Annotated in this window: 20 protein-coding genes; 11 read left to right on the top strand and 9 right to left on the bottom strand. The window is 72.5% G+C overall.

What is annotated here, in order from left to right:
• Positions 1–47 precede the first annotated feature (47 nt).
• Positions 48–2,018, top strand: coding sequence for a DUF5107 domain-containing protein (locus OG844_RS15705; RefSeq protein ID WP_406390796.1), 1,971 nt, complete (start codon positions 48–50; stop codon positions 2,016–2,018).
• Positions 2,019–2,095: 77 nt separating this feature from the next.
• On the opposite strand, the gene OG844_RS15700 is transcribed toward OG844_RS15705, so the two are convergent.
• From OG844_RS15700 to OG844_RS15690, 3 genes are all read right to left on the bottom strand, one after another.
• The gene (locus OG844_RS15700; protein ID WP_406390795.1) at positions 2,096–2,449 is read right to left on the bottom strand and encodes a VOC family protein; all 354 of its coding nucleotides are present in this window, start codon (positions 2,447–2,449) and stop codon (positions 2,096–2,098) included.
• A gap of 62 nt (positions 2,450–2,511) precedes the next feature.
• Positions 2,512–3,321: a class I SAM-dependent methyltransferase gene (locus tag OG844_RS15695; RefSeq protein ID WP_406390793.1), complete on the bottom strand. Its 810-nt coding sequence runs from the start codon at positions 3,319–3,321 to the stop codon at positions 2,512–2,514.
• Between the two features lie 94 nt (positions 3,322–3,415).
• Positions 3,416–4,912: a bifunctional phosphatase PAP2/diacylglycerol kinase family protein gene (locus OG844_RS15690; protein ID WP_406390792.1), complete on the bottom strand. Its 1,497-nt coding sequence runs from the start codon at positions 4,910–4,912 to the stop codon at positions 3,416–3,418.
• 214 nt (positions 4,913–5,126) lie between these two features.
• Here OG844_RS15690 and OG844_RS15685 point away from each other — a divergent pair, with 214 nt between their 5' ends.
• From OG844_RS15685 to OG844_RS15670, 4 genes are all read left to right on the top strand, one after another.
• Positions 5,127–5,900, top strand: a complete 774-nt coding sequence (locus OG844_RS15685) for an IclR family transcriptional regulator (protein ID WP_351169510.1) — start codon at positions 5,127–5,129, stop codon at positions 5,898–5,900.
• On the top strand, positions 5,897–6,745 hold the full coding sequence (locus tag OG844_RS15680; RefSeq protein WP_406390790.1) for an SMP-30/gluconolactonase/LRE family protein: 849 nt from the start codon (positions 5,897–5,899) through the stop codon (positions 6,743–6,745). Before OG844_RS15685 ends, OG844_RS15680 begins: the two co-directional genes overlap by 4 nt.
• Before the next feature lie 163 nt (positions 6,746–6,908).
• Positions 6,909–8,147 carry an aminotransferase class I/II-fold pyridoxal phosphate-dependent enzyme gene (locus OG844_RS15675; protein WP_406390788.1) on the top strand — a complete coding sequence of 413 codons (1,239 nt, stop codon included), beginning with the start codon at positions 6,909–6,911 and terminating at the stop codon, positions 8,145–8,147.
• A gap of 13 nt (positions 8,148–8,160) precedes the next feature.
• Positions 8,161–9,183 (top strand): MBL fold metallo-hydrolase, encoded by a 1,023-nt coding sequence (locus OG844_RS15670; protein ID WP_406390787.1) that lies wholly within the window; start codon positions 8,161–8,163, stop codon positions 9,181–9,183.
• Between the two features lie 10 nt (positions 9,184–9,193).
• On the opposite strand, the gene OG844_RS15665 is transcribed toward OG844_RS15670, so the two are convergent.
• On the bottom strand, positions 9,194–9,814 hold the full coding sequence (locus OG844_RS15665; protein ID WP_406390785.1) for a DedA family protein: 621 nt from the start codon (positions 9,812–9,814) through the stop codon (positions 9,194–9,196).
• Positions 9,811–10,587, bottom strand: coding sequence for an MBL fold metallo-hydrolase (locus tag OG844_RS15660; RefSeq protein WP_406390783.1), 777 nt, complete (start codon positions 10,585–10,587; stop codon positions 9,811–9,813). The genes OG844_RS15665 and OG844_RS15660 overlap by 4 nt, the downstream gene beginning before the upstream one ends.
• A gap of 194 nt (positions 10,588–10,781) precedes the next feature.
• On the opposite strand from OG844_RS15660, the gene OG844_RS15655 reads away from it, so the two are divergent.
• Together OG844_RS15655 and OG844_RS15650 are read left to right on the top strand one after the other, a co-directional pair.
• Positions 10,782–11,198 (top strand): hypothetical protein, encoded by a 417-nt coding sequence (locus OG844_RS15655; RefSeq protein WP_406390782.1) that lies wholly within the window; start codon positions 10,782–10,784, stop codon positions 11,196–11,198.
• Positions 11,199–11,281: 83 nt separating this feature from the next.
• On the top strand, positions 11,282–13,432 hold the full coding sequence (locus tag OG844_RS15650) for a phage holin family protein (RefSeq protein ID WP_406390781.1): 2,151 nt from the start codon (positions 11,282–11,284) through the stop codon (positions 13,430–13,432).
• Between the two features lie 29 nt (positions 13,433–13,461).
• On the opposite strand, the gene OG844_RS15645 is transcribed toward OG844_RS15650, so the two are convergent.
• The 3 genes from OG844_RS15645 to OG844_RS15635 all read right to left on the bottom strand — a co-directional run bounded on the left by OG844_RS15645 (position 13,462) and on the right by OG844_RS15635 (position 16,204).
• Complete coding sequence (locus OG844_RS15645; protein WP_406390780.1) at positions 13,462–14,514, bottom strand: LacI family DNA-binding transcriptional regulator; 1,053 nt, start codon at positions 14,512–14,514, stop codon at positions 13,462–13,464.
• Between the two features lie 51 nt (positions 14,515–14,565).
• Positions 14,566–15,165 carry a DUF305 domain-containing protein gene (locus OG844_RS15640; RefSeq protein ID WP_406390779.1) on the bottom strand — a complete coding sequence of 200 codons (600 nt, stop codon included), beginning with the start codon at positions 15,163–15,165 and terminating at the stop codon, positions 14,566–14,568.
• 103 nt (positions 15,166–15,268) lie between these two features.
• Positions 15,269–16,204, bottom strand: a complete 936-nt coding sequence (locus tag OG844_RS15635) for a DUF1996 domain-containing protein (protein ID WP_406390777.1) — start codon at positions 16,202–16,204, stop codon at positions 15,269–15,271.
• 237 nt (positions 16,205–16,441) lie between these two features.
• Here OG844_RS15635 and ligA point away from each other — a divergent pair, with 237 nt between their 5' ends.
• The 4 genes from ligA (at position 16,442) to OG844_RS15615 (ending at position 23,418) form a co-directional block, all read left to right on the top strand.
• The gene (gene ligA / locus OG844_RS15630; RefSeq protein WP_406390775.1) at positions 16,442–18,541 is read left to right on the top strand and encodes an NAD-dependent DNA ligase LigA; all 2,100 of its coding nucleotides are present in this window, start codon (positions 16,442–16,444) and stop codon (positions 18,539–18,541) included.
• 149 nt (positions 18,542–18,690) lie between these two features.
• Positions 18,691–19,530 carry a rod shape-determining protein gene (locus OG844_RS15625; protein ID WP_406390773.1) on the top strand — a complete coding sequence of 280 codons (840 nt, stop codon included), beginning with the start codon at positions 18,691–18,693 and terminating at the stop codon, positions 19,528–19,530.
• A gap of 680 nt (positions 19,531–20,210) precedes the next feature.
• Positions 20,211–22,517: a protein translocase subunit SecD gene (gene secD / locus OG844_RS15620; protein ID WP_406390772.1), complete on the top strand. Its 2,307-nt coding sequence runs from the start codon at positions 20,211–20,213 to the stop codon at positions 22,515–22,517.
• 157 nt (positions 22,518–22,674) lie between these two features.
• Positions 22,675–23,418, top strand: coding sequence for a DUF1275 family protein (locus OG844_RS15615; RefSeq protein ID WP_406390770.1), 744 nt, complete (start codon positions 22,675–22,677; stop codon positions 23,416–23,418).
• On the opposite strand, the gene OG844_RS15610 is transcribed toward OG844_RS15615, so the two are convergent.
• A complete protein-coding gene (locus OG844_RS15610; protein WP_406390769.1) occupies positions 23,408–24,217 on the bottom strand; it encodes a helix-turn-helix domain-containing protein in 810 nt (269 codons plus the stop codon). The genes OG844_RS15615 and OG844_RS15610 overlap by 11 nt on opposite strands.
• Positions 24,218–24,224 lie beyond the last annotated feature (7 nt).

Here is a 24,224-nt window from a genome sequence, read left to right as displayed (position 1 = left end):
GGGGGGGCGCCCGGACCTGTGGCGGCCCGCGAGGGAGCGAGGTTGTCTTGGCCACGACCGTACGACGTGCCGTACTTACCCTGCCCGCAGCGCACACCGGGCCGGAGAACCCACTGGCGGCGCTGCGGCCACTCGACGAGATGCACGCCGTCGGGAGCCGCGAACGGGACGGTCTGCCCCGGGACATGGCGCGGCAGCTCGGGCACGAGCCGCTGCGCACCGTCCTTCCGGTCCGGATTCTCGACGGGTACGACCGCGACCGCACGCCCACCGACCTGGACGCGATCGTCATCGAGAACGACCGGTTGCGCGCCACCGTCCTGCCAGGACTGGGGGGCCGCATCCACTCCCTCCACCACAAGCCGACCGGCCGCGAACTCGTGTACCGCAACCCGGTCCTGCAGCCCGCGGACTTCGCGCTCAACGGCGCCTGGTTCTCCGGCGGCATCGAGTGGAACATCGGGGCGACCGGCCACACCACCCTGTCCTGCGCCCCGGTCCACGCCGCCCTCGTCACCGCCCCCGACGGCGGAGACATGCTGCGGCTCTGGGAGTGGGAACGGCTGCGCGACCTGCCCTTCCAAGTGGACCTGTGGCTGCCCGAGGACTCCGACTTCCTGTACGTCGGCGTGCGCGTGCGCAACCCGCACGAGCATCCCGCGCCCGTCTACTGGTGGTCCAACATCGCCGTCCCCGAGGACGAGCACACCCGCGTCCTGGCCCCCGCCGACGAAGCCTGGCACTTCGGCTACGAACACGCCCTGACCCGGGTCCCCGTCCCGGTGACCGACGGCACCGACCGCACATACCCCCTGCGCAGCGAATACCCCGCCGACTACTTCTACGAGGTCCCCGACGGCGCCCGGCGCTGGATCGCCTCCCTCGACGGGGACGGCCACGGACTCGTCCAGACCTCCACCGACGTCCTGCGCGGCCGGAAGCTCTTCCTCTGGGGCAGCGGCACCGGCGGACGCCGCTGGCAGCGGTGGCTGACCGAGCCCGGCACCGGCGGCTACGCCGAGATCCAGGCCGGACTCGCCCGTACCCAGCTGGAGCACGTTCCCCTCGAAGCCGGCGCCGAGTTCAGCTGGCTGGAGGCGTACGGTCCGCTGTCCGCGGACCCCGCCGCCGTACACGGTGACGACTGGGCGGCGGCCCGGGCCGAGACCGAGCAGCAGCTCGCCCGCGCCCTGCCGCGTGCCGACGTGGACGGAGCGTACGAGGCGTGGCGCCGCTGCGCCGACATCGAACCGGGCGAGGTGCTCGCCACCGGCTCCGGCTGGGGCGCCCTGGAGGTCCGGCGGGCCGGCCACAAACTTCCCGGTACGCCCTTCGACCGGTCCACGCTCGGCGAACAGCAGGCCCCTTGGGTGGAGTTGCTGGAACAGGGAACCTTCCCGCAAGCGCTCCAGGCGGCTCCGCCCGGACCGTCCCTGGTCTCCCCGCACTGGCGCGACATGCTGGAGACCGCCCCCGCCGAACCTCTCACCGAATACCACCTGGGCATCGCCCAGTGGCACGCCGACGACCGGGCCCAGGCGGTGCGCAGCTGGGAGCGGGGGCTCGCACTCGCGCCGTCCCGCTGGCCCCTGCTGCGCTGTCTCGCCGTGGCGGCACGGGAGAGCGGCCAGAGCGAACGGGCCGCCGACCACTACACGGAAGCCTTCGACGACCTGTGTGCGGAGCGCCGCGACGACGGCGAGATCTGGACGGTGGCCACGTCCGCCCTCGGCCGTGAGGCGATCGAGGCACTGCTGACGGCCGGACGCACCGCCGCCTCCCGTGCGGTGCTCGAAAGCCTGCGCCCGGAGGTCCGGGCACGGGGCCGCTTCCGCCTGCTGGAGGCCCGAGTCCTGCTGGCCGAAGGGGACACCGCGGCCGTGCGCGCGGTCTTCGACGCCGGCTTCGAGGTCGCAGACCTGCGGGAAGGGGCCGAGATCCTGGACGAGATCTGGCGCGCTGTCACCGACGATCCACTGCCGGACCTCTACAACTTCAGGATGCGTCCCCTGCGTTGAGACTCCGAGCGCCGAGGACCGCGGCCGCCGCGCGTGATCGGGCCGATGACGCCACCGCGTTCATCGGCCGATCCGCGTCAGGCGGCCACGTTCCGGTCCACGTACTCGAAGACCGAGCCGTCCGGATGCAGGGCGATCAGATTGCGGCCGGCCGGGGTGGGGACCGGGCCCGCGACGATCCGCGCCCCCACCCGGGTCAGAGCCGCATGGGCCTCGTCGACGTCCTTGACGGCGATGGTCGCCGACACCTTGCGCAGAATCTCCAGCTCCGACTCCGGGCCGCTCATCAGCAAGAAGCAGCCGATCGCGGCGACCGAGACCCCGCCACGCTCGAAGCGCAGCGCCGGAGTACTGGTGAGGCCCTCGTAGAAGGCCACCGAGGCCTCCAGGTCGTCGACGCAGATTCGCAGCGTGGTTCCCAGGATTTCCATGCCCACGAGGGTAGTCGGCGACCGGACGGCATGTGATCGAATCCGCCCGGGAACGCCGGTGGTCAGGGCCGGCAGAGCACCTCGCCGTGCGGCACCATGAACCACCCGTCGGGCTCCTCGCCCCACGCGCGCCAGGCCGCCGCGACGGCCGTCAGCCGGCCGGCGTCGGCATGCCCGCCGTCCACCGCCAGTTTCGCGTACACCGATGCCGTCGTACGGTCCGCCCACAGGCCGCTCCACCAGGCCCGGTTCTCCGGGGTGGCGAAGCACCAGGCCGCCGCGGTGGGGGTGATGTCGCTGAACCCGGCCTGCCGGGCCCAGGACAGCAGCCTGCGTCCGGCGTCGGGCTCGCCCCCGTTGGCGCGCGCCACCCGTCCGTACAGCTCCTGCCACTGCTCCATGCCCGGCACTTCCGGGTACCAGGTCATCGCCGCGTAGTCGCTGTCGCGCGCCGCGACCACACCGCCGGGCCGGCACACCCGCCGCATCTCGCGCAGTGCCTGCACCGGATCGCCCACGTGCTGGAGCACCTGGTGGGCGTGGACCACGTCGAAGGAGTCGTCGGGGAAGTCCAGCGCGTGCACATCGGCCGTGGCGAACTCGATGTTGTCCAGGCCGCGTTCGGCAGCCGTCGCGGCCGCCCGGTCCAGGATGTCGCGACCCGTGTCGACCGCGGTCACCCGGCCCGGGGCGACCAGCGCCGCCAGATCGGCGGTGATGGTGCCCGGTCCGCAGCCCACGTCCAGCACCGCCTGACCCGGGCGGAGTTCACCGATGAGGTAGGCCGCCGAGTTGGCCGCGGTGCGCCATTGGTGCGAGCGCAGAACCGACTCGTGGTGACCGTGGGTGTACACGGCGGTCTCCTTGGGCATGGCCGAACGTCCTCTCTCGGGACTTCGCGAGCGGTAGGGCAACGGTACGCCGCGATGTCGCATCCTGAGATAGGCGTCTTGCGATCCGGACAGGTCAGGTCGGCATCGGGCAGTAGACCGTCAACGCCTCCGGGAGCTTGTCGATCATCAGCTCCTTCCCGGAGTGGGCCACTTCGCCGTCGAACGCGTACGGAGTGCCCGGCGCGAGGCCGGAGATGCGGACCCTGTGTCGGCGTTCCGCCGCGTGGACGGGTGACCGGGTCAGCGGCCCGGCGACCGCCGCCGCGAGCAGTCGCAGGCCCGGTGTCCGGCCGCCGTGCACCACCCTGACGTCCAGCAGGCCGTCCGCCAGGTTGTGCCGTCGGCCGGGCGCGGGGCCCACCCGCTGGAACAGTCCGTTGCCCACGAAGAGCAGCCACAGGGGCCGGCGCCGCCCCTGGACTTCCGCCGTCAGGGGGCGTCCGCCGCGCAACGCCTCGACGGCCGCCAGCACTCCTGCGGGCCAGCCGCCGATCCGGGGCGCCCAGCGCTCCCGGGTCCGTACGAGCTCCGGATACACCCCGAGACTGAAGGCGTTCAGGAAGTAGCCGTGCGCCCCGCCGGGCCCCTGCGGGCCGGGCCGGAAACGGCCGAGGTCCACCCGGACCGCGTCACCCGCGGTGAGCGCGGCCACCGTGTCCTGCACCGTCTCGATGCCGAGGTCGTAGGCGAAGTGGTTGAGGGTCCCGCCGGGGAAGACGGCGAGCGGCAGGCTGTGCGTCGCCGCGACGGCCGCCGCCAGGTTCACCGTGCCGTCGCCGCCGCAGACGCCCAGAGCCTTGCCCCGTCGTGCCGCCTTCTCCAGCGCCCCGGACAGGTCGGCGGGCGCGCATTCCAGCACCTCGGCGAGCGGCAGCGCCTCGCGGACCAGGCCGGCCGTGGCGGTCGCCGAACCGGACTCCCGGTTGACGATCACGACCAGGTCCTGCCCGGTCGGCATCGCCGGAGCGCCGGCGGGCGGTCTCCCGGGCGCGGGCAGCTGTCCACGGGTCGGTACGACGCCCCGCAGTGCGAACGCCGCCCCTATGCCGAGCGCCGCACCCGCCACCACATCGCTCGGATAGTGGACGCCTGTGTAGACGCGGGAAGCGGCCACGGCGACCGCGACCGGGGCGACGACCGCACCCCAGCCCTTCGACTCCAGGGCGACACCCGTCGCGAAGGCCGCGGCGGACGCCGCGTGCCCGGAGGGGAAGGACGTGGTGAACGGCTGCCGCTTGAGCTGTCGTATCACCGGCACCAGATCGAGTATCGGACGTTCCCTGCGCACCGCGCCCTTGCCCACGGTGTTGATCGCGGCCGAGGCCACGGCCAGTGAGGCGATGCCGCGTAGTGCGGCCCTGCGTGAGCGTGCGCTGCTGCCCAGTGCCGCCATGCCTGCCGCCGCCCCGAACCACAGCAGCCCGTGATTGGCGCTGCGGCTCAGCCGGGGCAGCAGGGGCTCGGCGCCCGGCCAGTGCCGTACGGCCACGCTCTGGAAGGCGGCGAGGTCGCGTTGATGGAGCCAGGTCTGCCAGCGGGTGGGCGAGGAGAGGTTGCGCGGTGTCGACATGGGACAGCGAATACCCTGCCGAAGCGGCGTGAACCAGGAGGCGCGCACACCGACCCCTGTCGGAACCCGGTCGGATCGAGGACAATCCGATGAATTGCCCCGGTGTCCGGCCTCTACGGCGTCATGGACATTGCCCGGACAAGTTCCCTGCCGTTAGCCTGCGTTCGTAATTCCGGCCAATGGCCGGAGTGTCGAACGAGATGGGTGGGCGATCATGGGGCGACTCGTCCCTGCGGTGACCAGGGCGCTGGACGTACTCGAGCTCTTCCTCCAGGGCGAGGGAACCCTCTCCGCCCCGGAGGTCACCCGCAAGCTCCAACTGCCGAGGACCACCGTCCACGAACTGCTGACCACGCTGGCCGCGCGCTCCTACCTCGTCACGGTCCCCGAGCAGCCCGGCCGCTACCGGCTCGGCGTGCGGACGTACCAGCTCGGCAGCCGGTACGCGGAACAGCTCGACCTGGCGGCCGAGGGGCAGCAGGTGGCCCGGGAGGTCGCCGAGACCTGCGGCGAGACGGTCCATGTGGCGATCCTCGAGGACACCGAGGTCATCTACATCGCCAAGGTGGACTCCACGCACGCCGTCCGCATGGTCTCGGCCGCCGGGCGCAAGCTTCCCGCACACTGCACCTCCGTGGGCAAGCTGCTCCTGGCCGCCCTGCCCGAGGCGGAGCTCGACGCCCGGCTCGACGGACGCGAACTCGTCGCGATGACGGACAACAGCCTCACCGACGCGACGGAGCTGCGCGCCGCGCTCGCCGCCGTGCGCAAGCGGGGGATAGCGGTCGAGCACCGGGAGTCGAACCCGGATGTGAGTTGTGTGGCGGCGCCCGTCCGGGACCGTTCGGGACGTGTGGTCGCGGCGCTCTCCATCTCCGTGCCGATGATCCGCTGGAGCGAGGAGCGTGAGGAGGAGCTCGCGCAGCTCGCCGCGGGCGGCGCGGACGCGCTGTCCGGCAGGCTCGGACACCACCGGGCGCAGGGGTGAGGCACACCGCGGAGGTGGCCGTACGGGAACGGGCCGAGCTCGGTGAGGGTCCCACGTGGGACCCGGCTGCCGGACGGCTGATCTGGGTCGACATCCTCTCCTCCCGGATCCACACGTACGACCCGTCGAGCGGTCGCCGTACGGTCATGGCCACCGAGCAGCACGTCGGAGCGGCGAAGCCGCGGGCCGGCGGTGGGCTCGTGGTGAACCTCCGGGACGGCGTCGGCCTGTACGACCCCGACGGGGCCTTCTCGTGGCTGGCCCGCGACCCCGTCCCGGGGCGCCGGGGCAACGACGCGGCCGTGGCACCGGACGGTGCGCTGTGGGCGGGCACCATGCGCTACGACGAGCGGGAGGCGGGCGGCAGCCTGTCCCGGATCGGGCCGGACGGCAGCGTGACGGTCGTGCCGGAAGCGGTGACGGTCAGCAACGGCACCGGCTGGAGCCCCGACGGGCGGCTCATGTATCACATCGACAGCCCGACACGGCGGATCGACGTGTTCGACGTGGAGGGCGAGCACATCCGCAGCCGCCGTCCGTTCGCCGTCGTCGAGCCGGGCGCCGGCTGGCCCGACGGGCTGACGGTGGACGCCGAGGGCTGCGTGTGGACCGCCCTCTGGGACGGTGCGGCGGTGCGGCGCTACACGCCGGACGGCCGGCTGGACCTGGTCGTGGAGCTGCCGGTCCGCCGGCCGACGGCATGCGCGTTCGGGGGGCCGGACCTCGCCGATCTGTACATCTCCTCGGCCCGGACCGGTCTCGTGGCGCCGCATCCGCTGTCGGGATCCCTGCTGGTGCTGGCAGACGCGGGGCGAGGGGTGGCCGGGGTTCCGTTCGCGGGGTGACCGGCACCTTTGCGTGCTCGACCGGCGGCGGGTCTCCGGACGCCCGGTCCGCAGGTCGCCTTCCGTCGGCCCCGGGCGCCACATCTGGGTCCGGTGCGGGGGCGGAGCGGGTGAAACCTCCGTATAAAGGGCCCAGGGTGATGCAGGCGGAGGAGGCCCCGGGATGCACTGGAGCGAACGGAAGCAGCCCCACGCCGTCCGGCAGGACCACGGCCCCGTGCGGTACGGGCCGCCCGCTCCCGAGCCCGGCCTTCCCGTGCTCCCGGAGCTGGCCGACGTCCTGGCCGCCTCGGCCGCCAGGACCAGCCCCGAGCCCCCGGGTGGCGGAACGATCCTGCGCGAGGCTGCCTGCGCCTACTGGGAGCGGCGAGGCCTGCACAGCGGCCCCGGGGACATCGCGGCGGCCCCGGGCGCCCAGCCGCTGCTTCTCGCGCTCATCGCCGCGCACGGCGGCGATGTGCTCATGCCCCGTCCCTGCCCCGTCACCTGGATGCCGCAGGCCCGCCTGCTCGGCCGGCCCGCGTACCACGTGCCCACTCCGGCCGAGTGCGGCGGCATACCGGACCCGTTCGCCCTGCTGGAGACCGTACGCAGGGTGCGTGCCGAGGGCGGCAGGCCCCGGCTGCTGCTGATCTCCGTGGTCGACGACCCGACCGCCACCGTCGCCCCTCCGGAGCTGGTCCGGGAGGTCTGCGAGGCCGCCGTCGGCGAGGGTCTGCACATCGTCAGCGACGAGACCTGGCGAGACACCGTGTACCGGCCCCTCGAGACGGTCCTGCTCAGCCCCGCCGAGATGTGCCCCGACGACGTGACCGTCCTCGTGGACCTCGCCGGTGCGCTGACCCCGTCCGCGTGGCCGGTCGCCGTCGCGCGTTTCCCGGCCACCCCGCGCGCGGCCGTCCGCCGCGCGCGCGCCCTCGACGTCCTCACCGCACTCGGCGCCCTCGTGGCGGAACCCGTCGCGCGGGCGGCCTCCCACGCGCTGCGGGAACCGGAGGGGGTCACGGACAGGATCCGGCAGGCCGCCGGCCTCCAGGCCCAGGTCGCTCCCGCCGCGCACCGAGCCGTGCTCACCGCCGGCGCGCTCGCCAGGCCTCCGCAGGCGGGCCGGCACCTCTACGCCGACCTCGGCCCGCTGCGCACCCGACTGGCCGCCAGGGGCGTCACGGACTCCATGGAGCTGGAGGAGTACCTGACGGAACGCCTCGGCACGCCGACTCCGGGCGGGCACCGGTTCGGGGACGAACTGGGCGCCCTGAGGGTCCGGCTGGGCACGGGACCGCTGCTCGGCTCAACCCCGCAGGAGCAGATGGAGTCCCTCACTGCGGTGGAGCCCTTGAAATTGCCCCATGTCGCACATGCGTTGAGCATTTTCGCAGCAGCCCTCGATGAACTCCGATGACAGGAGCCTCTCGATGACGGAACAGACCGAGCGCCCGGTCGCGGATCCCGGTCCCGCGGCCACCGGCCGCGTCGTCCCGGCGCGCCCCCTCGGCGAGGTCCGGTCCTGGCCCAGCAGCTTCGCGGACCGCCTCACCGCTCCGCTCCCGGGTGTCCGGGGCATGACCCGGCTGGCCCGCGAGCGCGCCATCCGGCCCAGCACCGAAGGGCTGCGGGGGATCCACCGGCTGCCGTACGCGCCCGGCCCGCTGCCCGCCGCGGTGACGGACACGATGGCCGTCACCTGGGCAGGACACGCCAGCTGGATCGTCAGGGTCGGCGGGCTCACCGTCCTCACCGACCCCGTCTGGTCGCGCCGGATCCTCGGCACCCCGGCGAGAATCACCCCGGTCGGCGTCCGCTGGGAGGAACTGCCGCCCGTCGACGCCGTCGTCATCAGCCACAACCACTACGACCACCTGGACGCCCCGACGCTGCGCAGGCTGCCGCGGGCCACTCCGCTGTTCGTCCCCGCCGGGCTCGGCTCCTGGTTCCGGCGCCGCCGGTTCACCTGCGTCACCGAGCTCGACTGGTGGGAGTCGGCGGAACTCGGCGGCGTGCGGTTCGACTTCGTACCCTCCCACCACTGGTCCAAGCGCACCCTCGTGGACACCTGCCGCTCACTGTGGGGCGGCTGGGTACTCGGCGACCGGCAGGGGCGGCGGATCTACTTCGCGGGGGACAGCGGCTACGGGCACTGGTTCAAGGAGATCGGCCGCCGCTACCCCGGACTCGACCTGGCGATGCTGCCCATCGGCGCGTACGAACCGCGCTGGTGGCTCTCGGACGTGCACACGGACCCTGAGGAGGCCGTCCAGGCGTACGAGGACCTCGGCGCGCGCGCGATGGCACCGATGCACTGGGCGACGTTCCTGCTCTCCGCCGAACCCGTACTCGAACCGCTGATCCGGCTCCGCACCGCCTGGCACCAGGCCGGATACCCCCGCGAAGACCTCTGGGACCTGCCGGTCGGCGGTTCACGTGTCCTCGGCGGCTGAGCGCTCCGGGTCAGTGGCCCAGCCGTGCCCGCAGCCTGCGCCACACCGCCGGTGCCCCGCTGATCAGCAGCGTCAGGGCGACCGCGGCGAGCACGCCCTGCCACGGCTCGGCGAAGAGGGAACCGCCCAGGATACCGATCAGCTGATACGTCGCGGCCCAGGCCAGACAGGCCGGCACGTCACCGCGGGCGAACTGCCGCAGCGGCATTCCGCCGAGCAGACAGGCCAGCATCACCGGTATCCGTCCGGCCGGCACCAGTCGGGACAGCACCAGTACCGTCGCGCCGTGCTCGTCCAGCTTCTGCTGCGCCTGCGCAAGGCGCTCCGGAGCGGCCCGGCTGCTGATCGCCTCCAGCCACCGCGAGCCGTTCTTGGACCGCACCCCGCGCTGCCCCAGCCAGTACAGGCACATGTCCCCGAGGAACGCAGCGGCCGCCGCCACCACGAAGACCACCAGCAGGGCGAACGGTGACGTCTGGTGGAACGCCACCACGGCGGCCGAGCTCACCAGCGCCCCCGTCGGCACCACCGGCACCAGCGACCCCAAAGCCACCAGCGCGAACAACGACGGATAGCCGAAGGCCTGCTGCGTCGACTCCGTCGGCAGCTGCCGCACGACTTCCTGGATCATCTACGGGCCTCCGGCCGCACATGCTCGCCGTGCCCCAGCCGGTGCACCGCCACCCCCGGCGCCACGAGCGCGGCCTGCCGTACGAATTCGTCGCCCGGCGCGTGGAACTCGTGCGGCCGGACCCCGTCCATCCCGATCGGCCAGTACGTTCCGTAGTGCACCGGCACCGCGGAGCGCGGCGCCAGCATGGCCAGCGCCTGCGCGGCGCGGGCGGCGTCCAGATGGTGATGGCCGAGATACGGACCCCAGCCGCCGACGGGCAGCAGCGCCACATCCACCGGCCCCACGGCATCGGCCATGTCGTCGAACAGCCCGGTGTCCCCGGCGAAGTAGGTGCGGGCCTCGCCCTCGACCACGAAGCCCAGGGCAGGCACCCGGTGCGGGCCGACCGGCAGCCGCCGTCCGTCGTGCAGAGCGGGTACGGCCCTGACGAGCACCGCGCCGACACGGACCTCGTCGCCCGGAGCGACCTCGGTGATCCGCAGCCCGCGCAGCCGGCGCAGGACCCGCAGCCCCGGTACGGCTCCGGTCGCCCCCTTGGGCACGATCAGCAGACTGCCCGGGGCGAGACGGGCCAGGGAGGGGAGATGCAGATGGTCGGAGTGCAGATGGGAGATCAGGACCGCGTCGGCGACAGCGGCCTCGGGCGGCGGCACCTCGCCCCGGCGCCGGCGCAGATGCGCGAAGCGCCGTACGAACAGAGGATCGGTCAGCACCCGGACCCCGGAGTCCTCGATCGTGCAGGTGGCATGACCCCACCAGGTGACCTCCACCGCCCTGCCTCCTCGCTCCGTCGGCCCGCGCACCCGTCCCGGCCGTGCGCTGTCCCGTACGAGCGTAGGCGCTCCGCGCCGTCCTCACGCCGGCGCGCGCCTTTCCACTCCTGTCCGCCTGGGTCCACGCGGCTACGGAGGGCTACGGCCGGGGTAGGGTCGGGCGCATCATCCGAGCGCGGGGGGATCCGTTCATGGGGGACGTCGTCGACGGCGTACGGGTGGCGGCCATCGCCAGTCTCACACCGCTGGAAGAGCTCGACGGCGATCCGTTCATCGTCGACACCCGCAGCCAGCACGCCATGTGCGCACGCTGGGCCGCCGACCAGGGGTACGTCGTCACCCGGCAGCTGCGCGTCTACGGGCTGCGCCCCGATCACCACGCTCTGTGGGCCGACGTCGAGGGCGGGCAGGTCGAACTGTTCGTCGCCCCCAACGACCGCGTGCTCGCCCGGGCCGTCGTCTCGGTGCCGGACTTCGCCGCCGAATGCGAGCGGCGCGGCGTACGGCTGGAGCTCGCCTGCCTCGCCGAGCCCGTGTACACCGCACGCACGAAGGCGAGCGTCCACCGCAGACTCTCCATGCCGACCGCGGGATACGACGGCTGCTGACCACCGGCCGGGGCTCGGACCAGCTGTGAAAAGCTGGAACCTGACCCACGACGGCACCGGGTCGGGACGTGAGGTGGAGCGGCGTGGGTGACGGGCGATGGCGTACGGCGGGCAGAGCCCTCATACGCGTGGTCGCGGTGTGGGCGGTCTCCACCCTCACCCTGCTGGCGCTCGCCGGGATCCTGCCCGACTTCCAGCTCCAGTCCGACGACGGCGACAGCGTCACGAGGACCGCGTTCACCGCGGCCTGGGGGGCGGGCGCCTTCGGTCTGCTCTCCGCACTGGTGTGGCCGGTCCTCGTCCGGGCGCTGCTCATCGTGCCCGCCCTGGTGCTGGGCGCGCTGGTCTTCTTCCTCAACGGCTCGCTGCTGCTGATCGCTCTCGGTCTCATCCCGGACGGGCGCGGAACGGCCAACCCGGAGACCGCGGTGGTCGTCGCGGCCGTCATGTCCGCCGTCGCCTCGGCCACCTCCACCGCGCTCGCGGTCCGCGACGACGACGCCTACCGGCGAAGGCTCTCCCGGCTGGCCGACCGCCGCCGTCGGCGCAGCGGCACGGCAGGCACCGCGGACGGCGGCCGCGGCGGCCCGCCGGGCATCGTGTTCGTACAGCTCGACGGCGTCGGTCACGACGTGCTCGAGCAGGCTGCCGCCGCCGGTCTGATGCCGACCGTGGCCGGCCTCCTCGCCGACGAGGCGGGCCACCGGCTCACCCCGTGGAGCACCGACTGGTCCAGCCAGACAGGCGCCAGCCAGCTCGGCATCCTGCACGGCAGCAACTTCGACGTGCCCGCGTTCCGCTGGTACGAGAAGGAGACCGGCACCGTGATGGTCTCCAGCAGGCCGGCGAGCGCACTCGAGCTGCAGCGCAGGGCCATCACCCGTACCCGCGACGGCGGCCTGCTCACCGTCGACGGGGCGAGCCGGGGGAACCTCTTCAGCGGCGGTGCCGACCAGCTCGCCCTCGTCCTCTCCATGGCAGCCAGGCGCGGCAAGGGGCGCCGGTCGCGCGCCGGATACTTCGCCTACTTCTCCGACCCGGCCAACGCCGTCCGGACCGCCCTGTCCTTCGTCGCCGAAGTGTGCCGTGAGATCGGCCAGTCCACCCGGGCCCGGGGCAGGAAGGAGTCCCCCCGGGTCAAGCGCGGCGGGCTGTACCCCTTCATCCGGGCGTTCGCGACGGTGGTCGAACGCGATGTCGTTGTCGCCGCGGTCATCGGCGACATGTTCGCGGGACGCACCGCCGTCTACGCCGACCTCCTCGCGTACGACGAGGTCGCCCACCACTCGGGGCCGCACAGCAGGGACGCGGAGAAGGTCCTGACACGGCTCGACCGCTCCCTGGAGCTCATCGCGAAGGTCGCGGAACACACCCCGCGCACCTACCGGATCGTGCTCCTCTCCGACCACGGCCAGAGCCCCGGGGAGACCTTCGCCGGGAGGTACGGACTCACGCTCAAGGACCTGGTGCGGGCGGGCTGCGGGCTGCCCGTCCCCCGCAGGGCACAGCGCACCCGCAGCGCGTCCGAGGCGCGGGACGCCGTGCGCATCGCGCTGCACCGGCCCGTCGGGGAGAAGGAGGCGGAGCATGCCGCGACGCCGTCCGACCCGATCGTGCTCGCCTCCGGCAACCTCGGGCTGCTGTCCTTCCCGGACATCGAGGGGCGTGCCTCGCGCGAACAGCTCGAACGCCGCCACCCCGCGCTCCTCGCCACACTCGCCGGCCATCCGGGCATCGGCTTCCTGCTCGTGCGCAGCGAGGAGCACGGCTCGGTGGTGCTGGGACCCGGCGGGGCCGAGGTCCCCGTCCCCGAACTGAAGGACGGGGAGGGGCCGATCGCCGTCTTCGGGGCGGGCGCGGCCGAGGCGGTGCGGCGCACCGACACCTTTCCGCACGTCGCCGACGTCATGGTCAATTCGATGTACGACCCCGAGAGCGGACGCGTGCACGCCTTCGAGGAGCAGATCGGTTCGCACGGCGGACTCGGCGGCGAACAGTCGCGGCCGTTCCTGCTCTGGCCGCGCACGCTGGCGGACCCGCGGGACGTCGTGGCGGCGGAGGGAGGGACGTCGTCCAGCGGTCCGGTGGGTGCGGAGGCCGTGCACCGGATACTGGCGCGCTGGCTGCGGGAGCTCTCCGGGCCCCAGGTGCCGTTGCTGACCGAGGGCTTCACCGGGGCGGAACGGGCCGACGAGCCCTTCCCGGACGCCGAGGTACCGGGCGCGCGGGGCTGACGGTCACCGGCTGCCCGGCGGCCGCCGCGTCAGGTGGACTTGCGCACCACGAGCGTCGGATGGAAGACGACCGAGGGAGCCGGGCCACCCGGCTTGCCGATCTGCTGCAGCAGCAGCCGGGCCATCTCCGCGGCCATCTCCTCCACCGGCTGCCGCACCGTGGTCAGCGGCGGATCGCAGGCAAGCGCCGCGCTGCTGTCGTCGAAACCCACCACCGACACGTCCGACGGCACGTCCCTGCCCGCCCGCAGCAGCACGGGCAGGGCACCGAGCGCCATCAGGTCCGAAGCGATGAACACCGCGTCCAGGTCCGGCCGGTCACGCAGCAGCTGCCGCATCGCCGACGCGCCTCCCGCATGGGTGAAATCCCCCTCGGCACGCGCCACGTCGTGGATGCCGTGCAGGGCGAGCGCGTCCAGGAACCCGGTCAGGCGCGCCTGACCCGCGGGCATGTCCTGCGGCCCCGCGACCGTGCCGATGCGCAGACGTCCCAATGACGCCAGGTGGTCGGCGGCCAGCTGCGCCCCGGCACGCTGGTCGGCCTCGACATAGGTGAGCGGGGACGGCCGCCTGGGCCGGCCCGCGAGCACGGCGGGCAGCCGCGTGTCATGGAGGAGACCGGGCAGCGGATCCTCCGCGTGGGAGGAGATCAGCACCACGCCGTCGACATGGCCCTGGCGCAGGTACGACAGGAGCTGGTTGCGTGAGGCCTCGTTGTCGGCCAGCATCAGCACCATCTGGATGCCCGCGGGCCGGAGCACCTCGAGCAGACCACTCACCACACGGCCGAAGTAGGGGTCGGAGAACATCCGGCCTATGAACGGTTCGGACACCGGGCGCCGTTCCCGCTCGGACACGACGAGGGCGATCGAGTCCGTCCTGCGGGTCACGAGAGAACGCGCCGCACGGTTGGGGACGTACCCCGTGGTCGCCACCGCCTCCTCCACGACCCGCCGCAGTGCCGGGTCCACCGTGGTCGCGCCGTTGATCACCCGGGACACCGTGGCCCGGGAGACGCCCGCCACCGCGGCCACATCCTCCAAGGTGGCGGGGCGTGCGGGCGGGGTCACATGGGCAGTCATGCAGCCTTTATACCGGGTGGTCCGGCGGCTGCGCGCACCGGTTCGGGCACGTCAGCCGCCGTTCACGGCCAGTGCGTCCAGGTCCGCCAACTGGCTTTCGCGCGCCGTCACGAGGGCCCTTGCCCGCTCCCTGGCGTCGGCCCTGGTGCCCGCCGTCGTCTCGGAACGCGATACCTGCGCGGACTGGCGGAGATGGTCGCGGATCTGCGCCACGAGCATCCGGTCGAACGCGCCGCCCTCCGCCGCGCGGGCCTCCAGGAGGTCGTCGGCCGTCACCATGCCCGGCATGTTGTGGCCCGCGTGCACATCGGTGGCGGGCAGACCCATCCGGTCCCGCAGCCCGCGCAGCGCGGTCAGTTCGGAGTTCTGCGCCATACGCAGACGGTTCGCCCAGGACCGGAGCGGTGGGTCGGACGTCTTCTTCGCGGCCATGGCCAGCAGGGCGACGGCCTGTTCGTCCATCGGGATCATCAGCTGGACCCAGGCGGAGTCCGTCGGGTCGCCGGACCGTGACGGTGCCGGGCCGGAAGGGGGAGGGGCCGCCGGGCGGGGCGGGGGCTCCGGGTCGGCCGAGGCGGAACACGAGGTGAGCCCGGTGGCGAGGAGCAGGGGGAGCAGGAGCGACGCTGCTGCGCGGCGAACCGCCTTCACAAGGGTGTCCTTGGGTGTGGAACCGGTCGGTCCCCGTCCGGAGGCAGTGCGGCCCCGGACGGGAACCCACCGGTGGAGTGGGTGAATCGCGACGGCCGGGCCGTCAGGGGGTGCCGTCAGCCCCGCACTTCACGATGGCGTTGATGCAGTCGCGTACGCGCTGGGCCATTTCCGCCTCGGGCCACACGTTGAAGAAGTCGCCGTGCATCGTGTAGCCGCGTCCCGATGCCAGTCTGAGACGGGCGGGGTCGCCGTTGACCGGATAGCGCAGCACCTGGCGCAGCTTGGGTACCGGGACAGGGTGGGTCGCCGGGCAGGCGCCGCCCACCGGGTAGGCCATGTGGCTCTTGTGGTCGGCCGAGTCCAGGTCCCTGCCGTTCCAGCACTGCGGGAAGTCGAGGTACGACTCCAGCATCGCGCCGGCAGGGCAGTTGACGAAGTCGTGGGACGGGTTGACCTCACCGTGGTGCAGACACGACCAGCGCGCGATCGTGTTGTCGTCGGGGCCGGTCGCCTTCGCGTTGCCCGCGACGATCCGCAGACCACGGGGGAAGGGCTTGATCGTGCGGATGATGTCGTCCCGGACTCCCTCTCCCAGGTAGTAGAAGGTGGTGCCGGTCGGTTCCACCTCCCTGTTGCCGTCGTACATCGTGGGAACCCAGTACGAGGAGATGTCGGTCGAAGGGGCGCAGCTGGTGCCGCCCTTCTCCAGGGACGCCAGATCGGAGTGGGCGTTCGTGGTGTCGTTGCCGAAGAAGCTGTGCATGTGGGAGGCACCCGGCAGATTGGGCAGCACGATCGGGTCGTCGGGAGCGCGGTGGGTGTACGGGCACTCCGCGAGGAACTCGGCGACCCGGACCACGTCGGCCGGGGCCTTGGGCGCGGCACCGGCCGTCAGGTCACCGGCCGCGTTGCCCACGTTCGCCTGGACGAGGGACAGGGCGAGGGCGGCGACCGCCAGCCCCGCGATTCTGTGGCGCCACGGGGGCAGGGTTCTGCGCCCGCGGTGTTCGGTCGTGCGTCGGTTTCGGAAGAGCACGGCACTCCTGTTCTGAGGAAGTGGGGTTCCTTGACCAGCTTTTCTGATCACGTAGAGAGCGCTCTCTCGCAGAACGTAAGAGGGTGACGTAAGCATGTCAAGCGATCGCGCAACGCCAGCAATTGCCTCGTCATTGAACCGACTTGACGGTGCGAGAGGCGGGAGAGCGCTCTCTCGGGATGGGGGTCGGACCGGCGTCGCGGGGCGTTGTCAGTGATGGGCGGCAGGATGGTGGTCATGACGACGAACTCAGCTGTTGTGCTCGCCGATGCAGCCGCCTACGCCGCCGCGGTGGAAGAGGCGACGCAGGCGGCCGCCGCCTACTACGCCACGGGCGAGAGCACGCTCGACGACGACGCGTACGACCGCCTGGTTCGGGGGATCGCGGCATACGAGCTGGAGCACCCGCAGGAGACGCTGGAGGCCTCGCCGACCGGGAAGGTCGCGGGCGGCGCCGCCCTGGGCGACGTACCGCACACGGTCCCGATGCTCTCCCTGGACAACGTGTTCTCCGCCGAGCAGTTCGTCACCTGGACCGCGTCCCTGGAGCGGCGGATCGGCAGGCCCGTCGCGGCATGGAGCGTGGAGCCCAAGCTCGACGGCCTCGCGGTCGCCGCGCGCTACCACCAGGGCCGTCTCGACCGGCTGATCACCCGGGGCGACGGGACCGCGGGTGAGGACGTGTCGCATGCGATCGGCACGGTGCTCGGCCTTCCCGAGCAGCTGACCTCTCCTGCCACCATCGAGGTGCGCGGTGAGATCCTCATGACCAACGAGCAGTTCGAACAGGCCAATACCGTACGCACGGAGCACGGTGGCGCCCCCTTCGCCAACCCGCGCAACGGGGCGGCGGGCACCCTCCGCGCCAAGGACCGGCCCTACCGCGTCGAGATGACCTTCTTCGCGTACGGAGCGCTCGCACTGCCCGACTCCGGTGAACTGACCGGCACCCTGGCCGAACTCCCGCACAGCGAGGTCCTGGAGCTCGTGGCCGGCCTCGGCGTGCACACGGCGGCGGACACGGCGGTGGCGCCGCGCACCGTCGGTACGGCCGAAGAGGTGCAGGCCGGGGTCGAGGACATCGCCGCGCTGCGCGCCTCGCTGCCGTTCGGGATCGACGGCATCGTGATCAAGGCGGACCTGGCGGCCGACCAGCGCGAGGCGGGTTCCGGGACGCGGGCGCCGCGCTGGGCCATCGCGTACAAGCTCCCGGCCGTCGAGAAGGTCACCCGCCTCCTGGGCGTCGAGTGGAATGTCGGCAGGACCGGCATCATCGCCCCGCGCGCCGTGCTCGAGCCCGTGGAGATCGACGGATCGACCGTGGGGTACGCCACCCTGCACAATCCGGCCGACATCACCCGCCGCGATCTGCGCCTGGGCGACCAGGTGATGGTCTACAAGGCGGGCGACATCATCCCCCGCATCGAGGCGCCCGTCGCACATCTGCGGACGGGCGAGGAGAAGCCGATCGAGTTCCCCGAGGCATGCCCGCAGTGCGGCTCGGAGATCGACACCAGCGAGCAGCGCTGGCGCTGCACCAGGGGGCGCAACTGCCGTCTGGTCGCCTCCATTTCGTATGCCGCCGGGCGCGACCAGCTCGACATCGAGGGCCTCGGCGCCACCCGGGTCGTCCAGCTCGTCGAAGCCGGTCTCGTCACCGACTTCGCCGATCTGTTCACGCTCGGCCGGGAGCAGCTGCTCTCCCTGGAGCGGATGGGGGAGACCTCCACCGACAACCTCCTCGCCGCCATCGACACGGCGCGGACGCGCCCGCTGTCCCGCGTCTTCTGCGCCCTGGGCGTACGTGGCACGGGGCGCTCCATGTCCCGCCGGATCGCCCGCCACTTCGCGGCGATGGACCGGATCGTCGCCGCCGACGCGGACACCCTGCAGCAGGTCGACGGCATCGGCAAGGAGAAGGCCACGGGGGTGGTCGGGGAACTGGTGGAGCTGGCCCCGCTGATCGGCAAGCTGGTGGCCGCCGGGGTCAACATGACGGAGCCCGGTGCGACCCCGCCGCCGGAGCCCGGGGAAGCGCAGGCGGACGGTGAGGCGGGCGACGGGGCGGTGTCCGGGCTGCCCCTCGACGGTATGACCGTGGTGGTCACCGGCGCCATGACCGGCCCGCTGGAGAAGCTCTCGCGCAACCAGATGAACGAGCTGATCGAACGGGCAGGAGGGAAGTCCTCGTCCAGTGTCTCCAAGCGCACGAGTCTGCTGGTCGCGGGGGAGAAGGCCGGATCGAAGCGCACCAAGGCCGAGGACCTGGGCGTCAGGATCACCGCGCCGGACGAGTTCGCGGAGCTGATCGCGTCATTCCTGAGCTCGGAGGTATGAGACGGGGTAGCGAGGGTGCGGCCCTTGGAATCACTGAGGGAGTAGCGTTCCTCACCCCGTTATTGCATAGTGAGGGTTCGGTCATGCCTCGCTATCTGCGGGTCGTGGGTGGTGAGCGGCTGCGGTGGCAGACCGGGGGGTGAGGGGCGATGCGTTCTTTGCGCGACGGACGGCGGCACAGCCGGCCCGTCCACCGGTGGCCCGGTGGCCGTGCCGCTGCGGCGGACCACCACGGGGCGACCCGGGGACTGGCCATCGACCTGGGAAGTTCCGGGGTGCGTGGCTGGGTTCCCGGCCGTGGCCTCGTCGTCGGCCCCGCGTCGCAGGAAGGCCGCGGCCGTCCGGTCCGGCGTGGACGCATCGTCGACCCGGAGTCCTGCGCCGAACTCCTCGGACACCTCGCCGATGTGGCGTTGGGCGCCGACCGCAGCGGCGCCGTGCTCGTCCTCAGTCATCCGGTCCTCGCCGGATCCGAGCACCGGTCCCTGGCCAGGGACCTCCTCACCGCCCTTCGCCCCTCCGAAGCCGTGGTGCTCAGCAGCGCGAGAGCCGCCGCCGCATGCGCAGGGCCGCGGAGCGGTGGTCCGCTGCTCGTCGTCGACACGGGCGCCGAGATCACCGAAGTCACCCTGCTCGTCGACGGGACGATCGCCGACGCCAGGCAGGCCGAGGCCGGGCTCACCGACCTCGAGCCGGAGGCTCCTCCCGCGGAACTCGTGCGGACGGTGCTCGACATGGTCATGTCGATGTGGCGACAGGACAAGCACGGAGCGGTGAGCGGCGCGCTGCGCAGAGGCCCGGTGCTCGCCGGCGGCGGTGCGCTGCGCAGGGACGTCACCGACGGGATCGCCGGGTGCCTCGGCGTACCCGTGCGCCTGGCCGACGACCCCGCGACCACGGTCGTACGGGGCGCGGGCCTGATCCTCGACTCCTTCCTGCGCCATACCGGTACGGGTACGCCGGCCGTCCTGCCGGGCCGGGCGAGGTGAGCCCCCACCCAGGGGCGCCCCGGGGGAACGCGCCCCCGCCGGGGCGGCCGGACGCCCCGGCGCACCGGGCCCGGCATGCCCTTGCGGCGCTCCTTCTCGCTGTCCTCACGCTCGTCGCCGGCGCGCCGGCCGCAGCCGGATCAGTGGTGCCCCTCGGTGCGCTCACAGGCCGGTCCCCGGTCACCGCGCACGCGCCTGGAGCGCAGCCACCCTCGCCTCATTCCGACCGGACGGCGCGCCAGGGTTCGGCCCACGACACCCGCCGCTTCCGTGCGGCCGCGGCAGCGTCGCCCTTTTCCGGCAGCCTCACGTACGGCGAGTCCATCGGAACAGGCAGGGCCGGCACCTTCGCCGCCGCCCAGGGGCCGTCGACCGAGGCCCTGCCCCGGTCCGGCCCCTGGGCCGGGGCCGACCGCCCGCACTCCCCGCACCACTTCCTTCCGCCGGACCACGGGGCACTGCCGCCGTGCGTGACGGCCCTGCCCGAGCCCCGTGACGCGCCGCGAGCGGCTGCCGGGACGCGCCCCTTCGTACCCGGCCGGGTCCGCACCGCGCTGCCCGGAGTGCGGGGCCCTCCAGGGGTGACGGCCGGTCAGCCGGCCGTTCACCGGTCCTGTTCGTCAGACCTGTCGTCGCGTCCTCTCTGAAGAGGGGCGGACGACGCCCCTCGGAGGATTCCCATGACTCGCGCCGCCACGGTGCGAGCAGTTCTGGCTGCCGCCGTTCTGCTCGTCTCCGTGCTCATCACGCTGACCATGTCACCCAGACTCGGACTCGACCTTCAGGGCGGGACCCGGATCGTGCTGCAGACCAAGGACTCGGACACCGCGAAAGCGGACCGGGAGAGCACAGAACGCACCCTGGAGGTGCTCCGCGGTCGCATCGACTCCCTCGGTGTCGCCGAACCGTCCCTGACACGTTCCGGCGAGAACCGGATCATCGTCGAACTGCCGGACGTCCAGGACCCGCGCCAGGCCGCCGAAGTCATCGGCCGAACCGCCCAGCTGAGCTTCCACGCCGTTCAGGGCCCCGGAACCGAGCAGAAGGGCGAGGCCCCACGGACGGGGCTGACGCTCGCGGACGAACAGGGCACTCCCCTCGCCCTCGGCCCGGTGCGGCTCGACGGTGCCGGAGTGAAGGACGCCACCGCGGCCTTCGACGCCCAGCAGGGTACGGGCTGGTCCGTATCGCTCGACTTCCACAAGGACGCGGGCAGGAAGTGGACCGGACTGACCGGGGAGGCGGCCTGCAACCCGCCCCAGGACGAACGCCGCAGGGTCGCGATCGTCCTCGACGGGAAGGTCATCTCATCGCCCCAGGTCGATCCGTCGATCGGCTGCCAGGCCGGACTGCCCTCCGGATCCACCCAGATCACGGGCTCCTTCAGCGCCGACGAGACACGTGATCTCGCCCTCCTCATCAAGGGGGGCGCACTTCCCGTCCCTGTCGAGATCGCCGAGCAGCGGACCGTCGGTCCGACGCTCGGGGCCGCGGCCATCGACGCCAGCGCCCGGGCGGCGCTCATCGGCGCAGCGGCCACCGCGCTCTTCATCACCTTCGTGTACCGGCTCTTCGGTGCTCTCGCAGCCGTCGCACTCGCGGCCTACGGTGTCATCTCCTACGCGGCTCTCGTCGCACTCGGCGTCACCCTGACGCTGCCGGGGCTCGCCGGATTCGTCCTCGCCATCGGGATGGCGGTCGACGCGAACGTCCTTGTCTTCGAGCGGGCCCGCGAGGAGTGCGCGGCCCGCCCGAGCCGCTCGCTGCGCCCCGCCCTGACCGCGGGGTTCCGTAGCGCCTTCAGTGCCGTCGCGGACTCCAACGTCACCACCCTCATCGCGGCGGGCCTGCTCTTCCTCCTCGGTTCGGGACCGGTCAAGGGCTTCGGTCTCACGCTCGCGATCGGTGTCCTCGCCTCGATGTTCTCCGCGCTCGTCATCGCCCGCGCGCTCACCGAGACGGCGGCGGGCTCCCGGTTCGTCAGCGACTACCGGAGCGTCAACGGCATCGCACGGCCGGGCCGCGTACGCACCTGGCTGAACGAGCGCGACCCCCAGCTGTTCCGGTCCCCGCGCCGCTGGCTGCTGGTCTCCACCGCGCTGGTCGCCGCAGCCGTACTCGGCATCGTCGTCCGCGGCGTCGATCTCGGCGTCGAATTCACCGGGGGCCGGCTCGTCGAGTACTCGACCAGCCGCCCCGTCGACGTGGAGACCGCCCGCACCACCATCGCCGCAGCCGGGTTCGGCGACGCCGAGGTCACCACCGCGGGCGAGGGCGATCTCTCCGTACGGTCCGGAAAGCTCGACAACGACGGGGAACACGCGCTGCGTACGGCGTTGGCCGCCGAGGGCGGTCAGACCACCAAGGTGCGCGACGAGCTGATCGGTCCCAGCCTCGGCGACGAACTCCGGCGCAACGCGCTGATCGCTCTGGCCGTCGCCGTGTTCGTCCAGCTCGCCTATCTCGCGGCCCGGTTCCGCTGGACCTTCGCCGTTGCCTCGGTCGGGGCGATGGTGCACGACGTCATCATTCTGGTCGGCGCCTTCGCCTGGCTCGGCCGCCCCGTCGACGGGATCTTCCTGGCCGCCCTGCTCACCGTGATCGGCTACTCCGTCAACGACTCGGTCGTGGTCTTCGACCGCGTACGGGAGCTGTGGGCCGGGAACCGGCGCACACCGGTCGGTGAGATCGCCAACCGGGCCGTCCTGCAGACCGTCCCACGAACCGTCAACACGGGCATGGGCGCCTTGTTCATCCTGGTCGCCCTGGCCGTGCTGGGCGGGGACTCGCTCGCGGACTTCGCCCTCGCCCTCCTCATCGGCATCTGCGTCGGCACGTACTCCTCGGTACTCACCGCCGTACCGGGGGCGCTCCTGCTGGAGAGGAGCAGCAAGGCCCCGCCACCGGCCCGGAAACGTGGCCCGGGACGCAAGCAGGGCGCCGCACGGGCGCGCCGGGATCCGCGCGACAACGGCGCCCGCGTATAGCGCGTGCGGTGAAGCGGTGCCGTCGAAGCGGGGCCGTCCGCCCTCCTGAAGACGCTTGCCGGACGGGTGGTTCCGGGCCCGTCCGGCGCGTGCGGACAAAACGGTCCACCGGCTGCGGCACACTCCGAGCACATCCAGTGATCGGAGTGTGCCGCCCATGCCCGTCGTCCTGCGTGAGGCCTGGGCCACCCTCGTACCCGACATGACCGCCCGGCACGGTCCCCTGCCGCCGCTGATGCTGGCCATGACCGTCATCACCGGGCTGGTCGACGCGTTCAGCTACCTGCTGCTGGGCAGGGTCTTCGTCGCCAACATGACCGGCAACGTGGTCTTCTGCGGCTTCGGCGCCGCCGGTGCTCCAGGCTTCTCACTGCTCGCCTCGGCCGTGGCCCTGGGCGCGTTCGCCGCGGGCGCACTGGCCGGGGGGATCGTCGTGCACCGGGCCCGTGCTCACCGGGGCCGGCAGCTCCAGCACGCGCTCCTCGTCGAGACCGCCGTCGTGGCGGCCGCCATGGTCGTCACGCTGACCTCGGGCGAGCCGTACACCGGAGCCGCCCGCTTCACCCTCATCGCGCTGCTCGGCCTCGGACTCGGTGTCCAGAACGCCGCCTCCCGAGCGCTCGCGGTCCCCGACCTCACCACCACCGTGCTGACCCTCACGATCACCGGGGTCGTCGCCGACAGCCGGCTCGCCAAGGGCCCGGGGCGCCGCGCCGGGCCCCGGATCCTCTCGGTCGTCGCCATGCTGGCCGGAGCCCTTGCCGGAGCCGCGGCCGTGCTGAACGGGCATCCGACGCTGCCGTTGCTGATCACCGTCGTGTTCCTGGTCCTCGCGAGCGCGGCCGCGATCCGTTTCGCCCGCAGTGACGCGCCCTGGACCCGTCCGCTCGTCACGGCATGAGCGCGTGCAGATACGCGGCGGTCTCCCGGTCGGCGGGCAGGAACGTCTCGATGGCCAGCTCGGCCACGGTGACGTCCATCGGTGTGTTGAACGTGGCGATGGACGAGATGAACGACAGTTCCCGCTCACCGTGCGCGATGCGCAGCGGCAGCGCGAGCGACGGCACGCCCTTGGCCGCCGCCGTCCCTGCCGGGTCCGCGGGCTGCCCGGGGAGAGGATAGGCCGCGACCTCGTCGTACAGGGCGCGGAGCTCCACCGAACGGACCAGGGCGATCTGACGCCCCATCTGGGCCAGCAGATCGGCTCGCCACTCCGGCAGATTCAGGATGCGCGGGGCCAGGCCGTCCGGGTGCAGGGTGAGCCGCATGGCATTGACGGGCGGAGTGAGCAACCGCTCCGACACGCCTTCGAGCAGCAGCCGCATCCCCCGGTTCGCCGCCACCACCGTGTACATCGCGTCGAGGACGAGCGCCGGATACGGGTCGTAGCCGGCGAGCAGCCGGTCGATGGCTTCGCGCAGCACACCCATCGACGGGTCGTCGAGTGCGGTCTGAGCGAAGCGAGGCGCGTAACCGCCCACCACCAGGAGCGCGTTGCGTTCCCTGACGGGAATGTCGAGGTGCTCGGCCAGCCGCAGGATCATCTCCTCGCTCGGGCGTGAGCGGCCCGTCTCGATGAACGAGATGTGCCGGGCCGAGGAGTCCGCGCGCAGGGCAAGCTCCAGCTGGCTGATCCGCCGCTGTTCCCGCCAGCCACGCAGCAGCGACCCTACCCCCGTGTCAAGCGCGACAGTTGTCATATCCAGA

This window comes from Streptomyces sp. NBC_00887 (genome assembly GCF_045207585.1).
The sequence above is the reverse complement of the archived record's forward strand: the minus strand, read 5'-3'. Positions and strand labels throughout refer to the sequence as shown.

Bases quoted from the DNA above. Each gene is read 5' to 3' on its own strand.
- OG844_RS15700 (WP_406390795.1), bottom strand. From the start codon at position 2,449: ATGGAAATCCTGGGAACCACGCTGCGAATCTGCGTCGACGACCTGGAG.
- OG844_RS15665 (WP_406390785.1), bottom strand. From the start codon at position 9,814: ATGATCCAGGAAGTCGTGCGGCAGCTGCCGACGGAGTCGACGCAGCAG.
- OG844_RS15690 (WP_406390792.1), bottom strand. From the start codon at position 4,912: ATGTCGACACCGCGCAACCTCTCCTCGCCCACCCGCTGGCAGACCTGG.
- OG844_RS15625 (WP_406390773.1), top strand. From the start codon at position 18,691: ATGCGTTCTTTGCGCGACGGACGGCGGCACAGCCGGCCCGTCCACCGG.
- OG844_RS15670 (WP_406390787.1), top strand. From the start codon at position 8,161: ATGACGGAACAGACCGAGCGCCCGGTCGCGGATCCCGGTCCCGCGGCC.
- OG844_RS15695 (WP_406390793.1), bottom strand. From the start codon at position 3,321: ATGCCCAAGGAGACCGCCGTGTACACCCACGGTCACCACGAGTCGGTT.
- OG844_RS15610 (WP_406390769.1), bottom strand. From the start codon at position 24,217: ATGACAACTGTCGCGCTTGACACGGGGGTAGGGTCGCTGCTGCGTGGC.
- ligA (WP_406390775.1), top strand. From the start codon at position 16,442: ATGACGACGAACTCAGCTGTTGTGCTCGCCGATGCAGCCGCCTACGCC.
- OG844_RS15675 (WP_406390788.1), top strand. From the start codon at position 6,909: ATGCACTGGAGCGAACGGAAGCAGCCCCACGCCGTCCGGCAGGACCAC.
- OG844_RS15645 (WP_406390780.1), bottom strand. From the start codon at position 14,514: ATGACTGCCCATGTGACCCCGCCCGCACGCCCCGCCACCTTGGAGGAT.
- secD (WP_406390772.1), top strand. From the start codon at position 20,211: ATGACTCGCGCCGCCACGGTGCGAGCAGTTCTGGCTGCCGCCGTTCTG.
- OG844_RS15615 (WP_406390770.1), top strand. From the start codon at position 22,675: ATGCCCGTCGTCCTGCGTGAGGCCTGGGCCACCCTCGTACCCGACATG.
- OG844_RS15655 (WP_406390782.1), top strand. From the start codon at position 10,782: ATGGGGGACGTCGTCGACGGCGTACGGGTGGCGGCCATCGCCAGTCTC.
- OG844_RS15685 (WP_351169510.1), top strand. From the start codon at position 5,127: ATGGGGCGACTCGTCCCTGCGGTGACCAGGGCGCTGGACGTACTCGAG.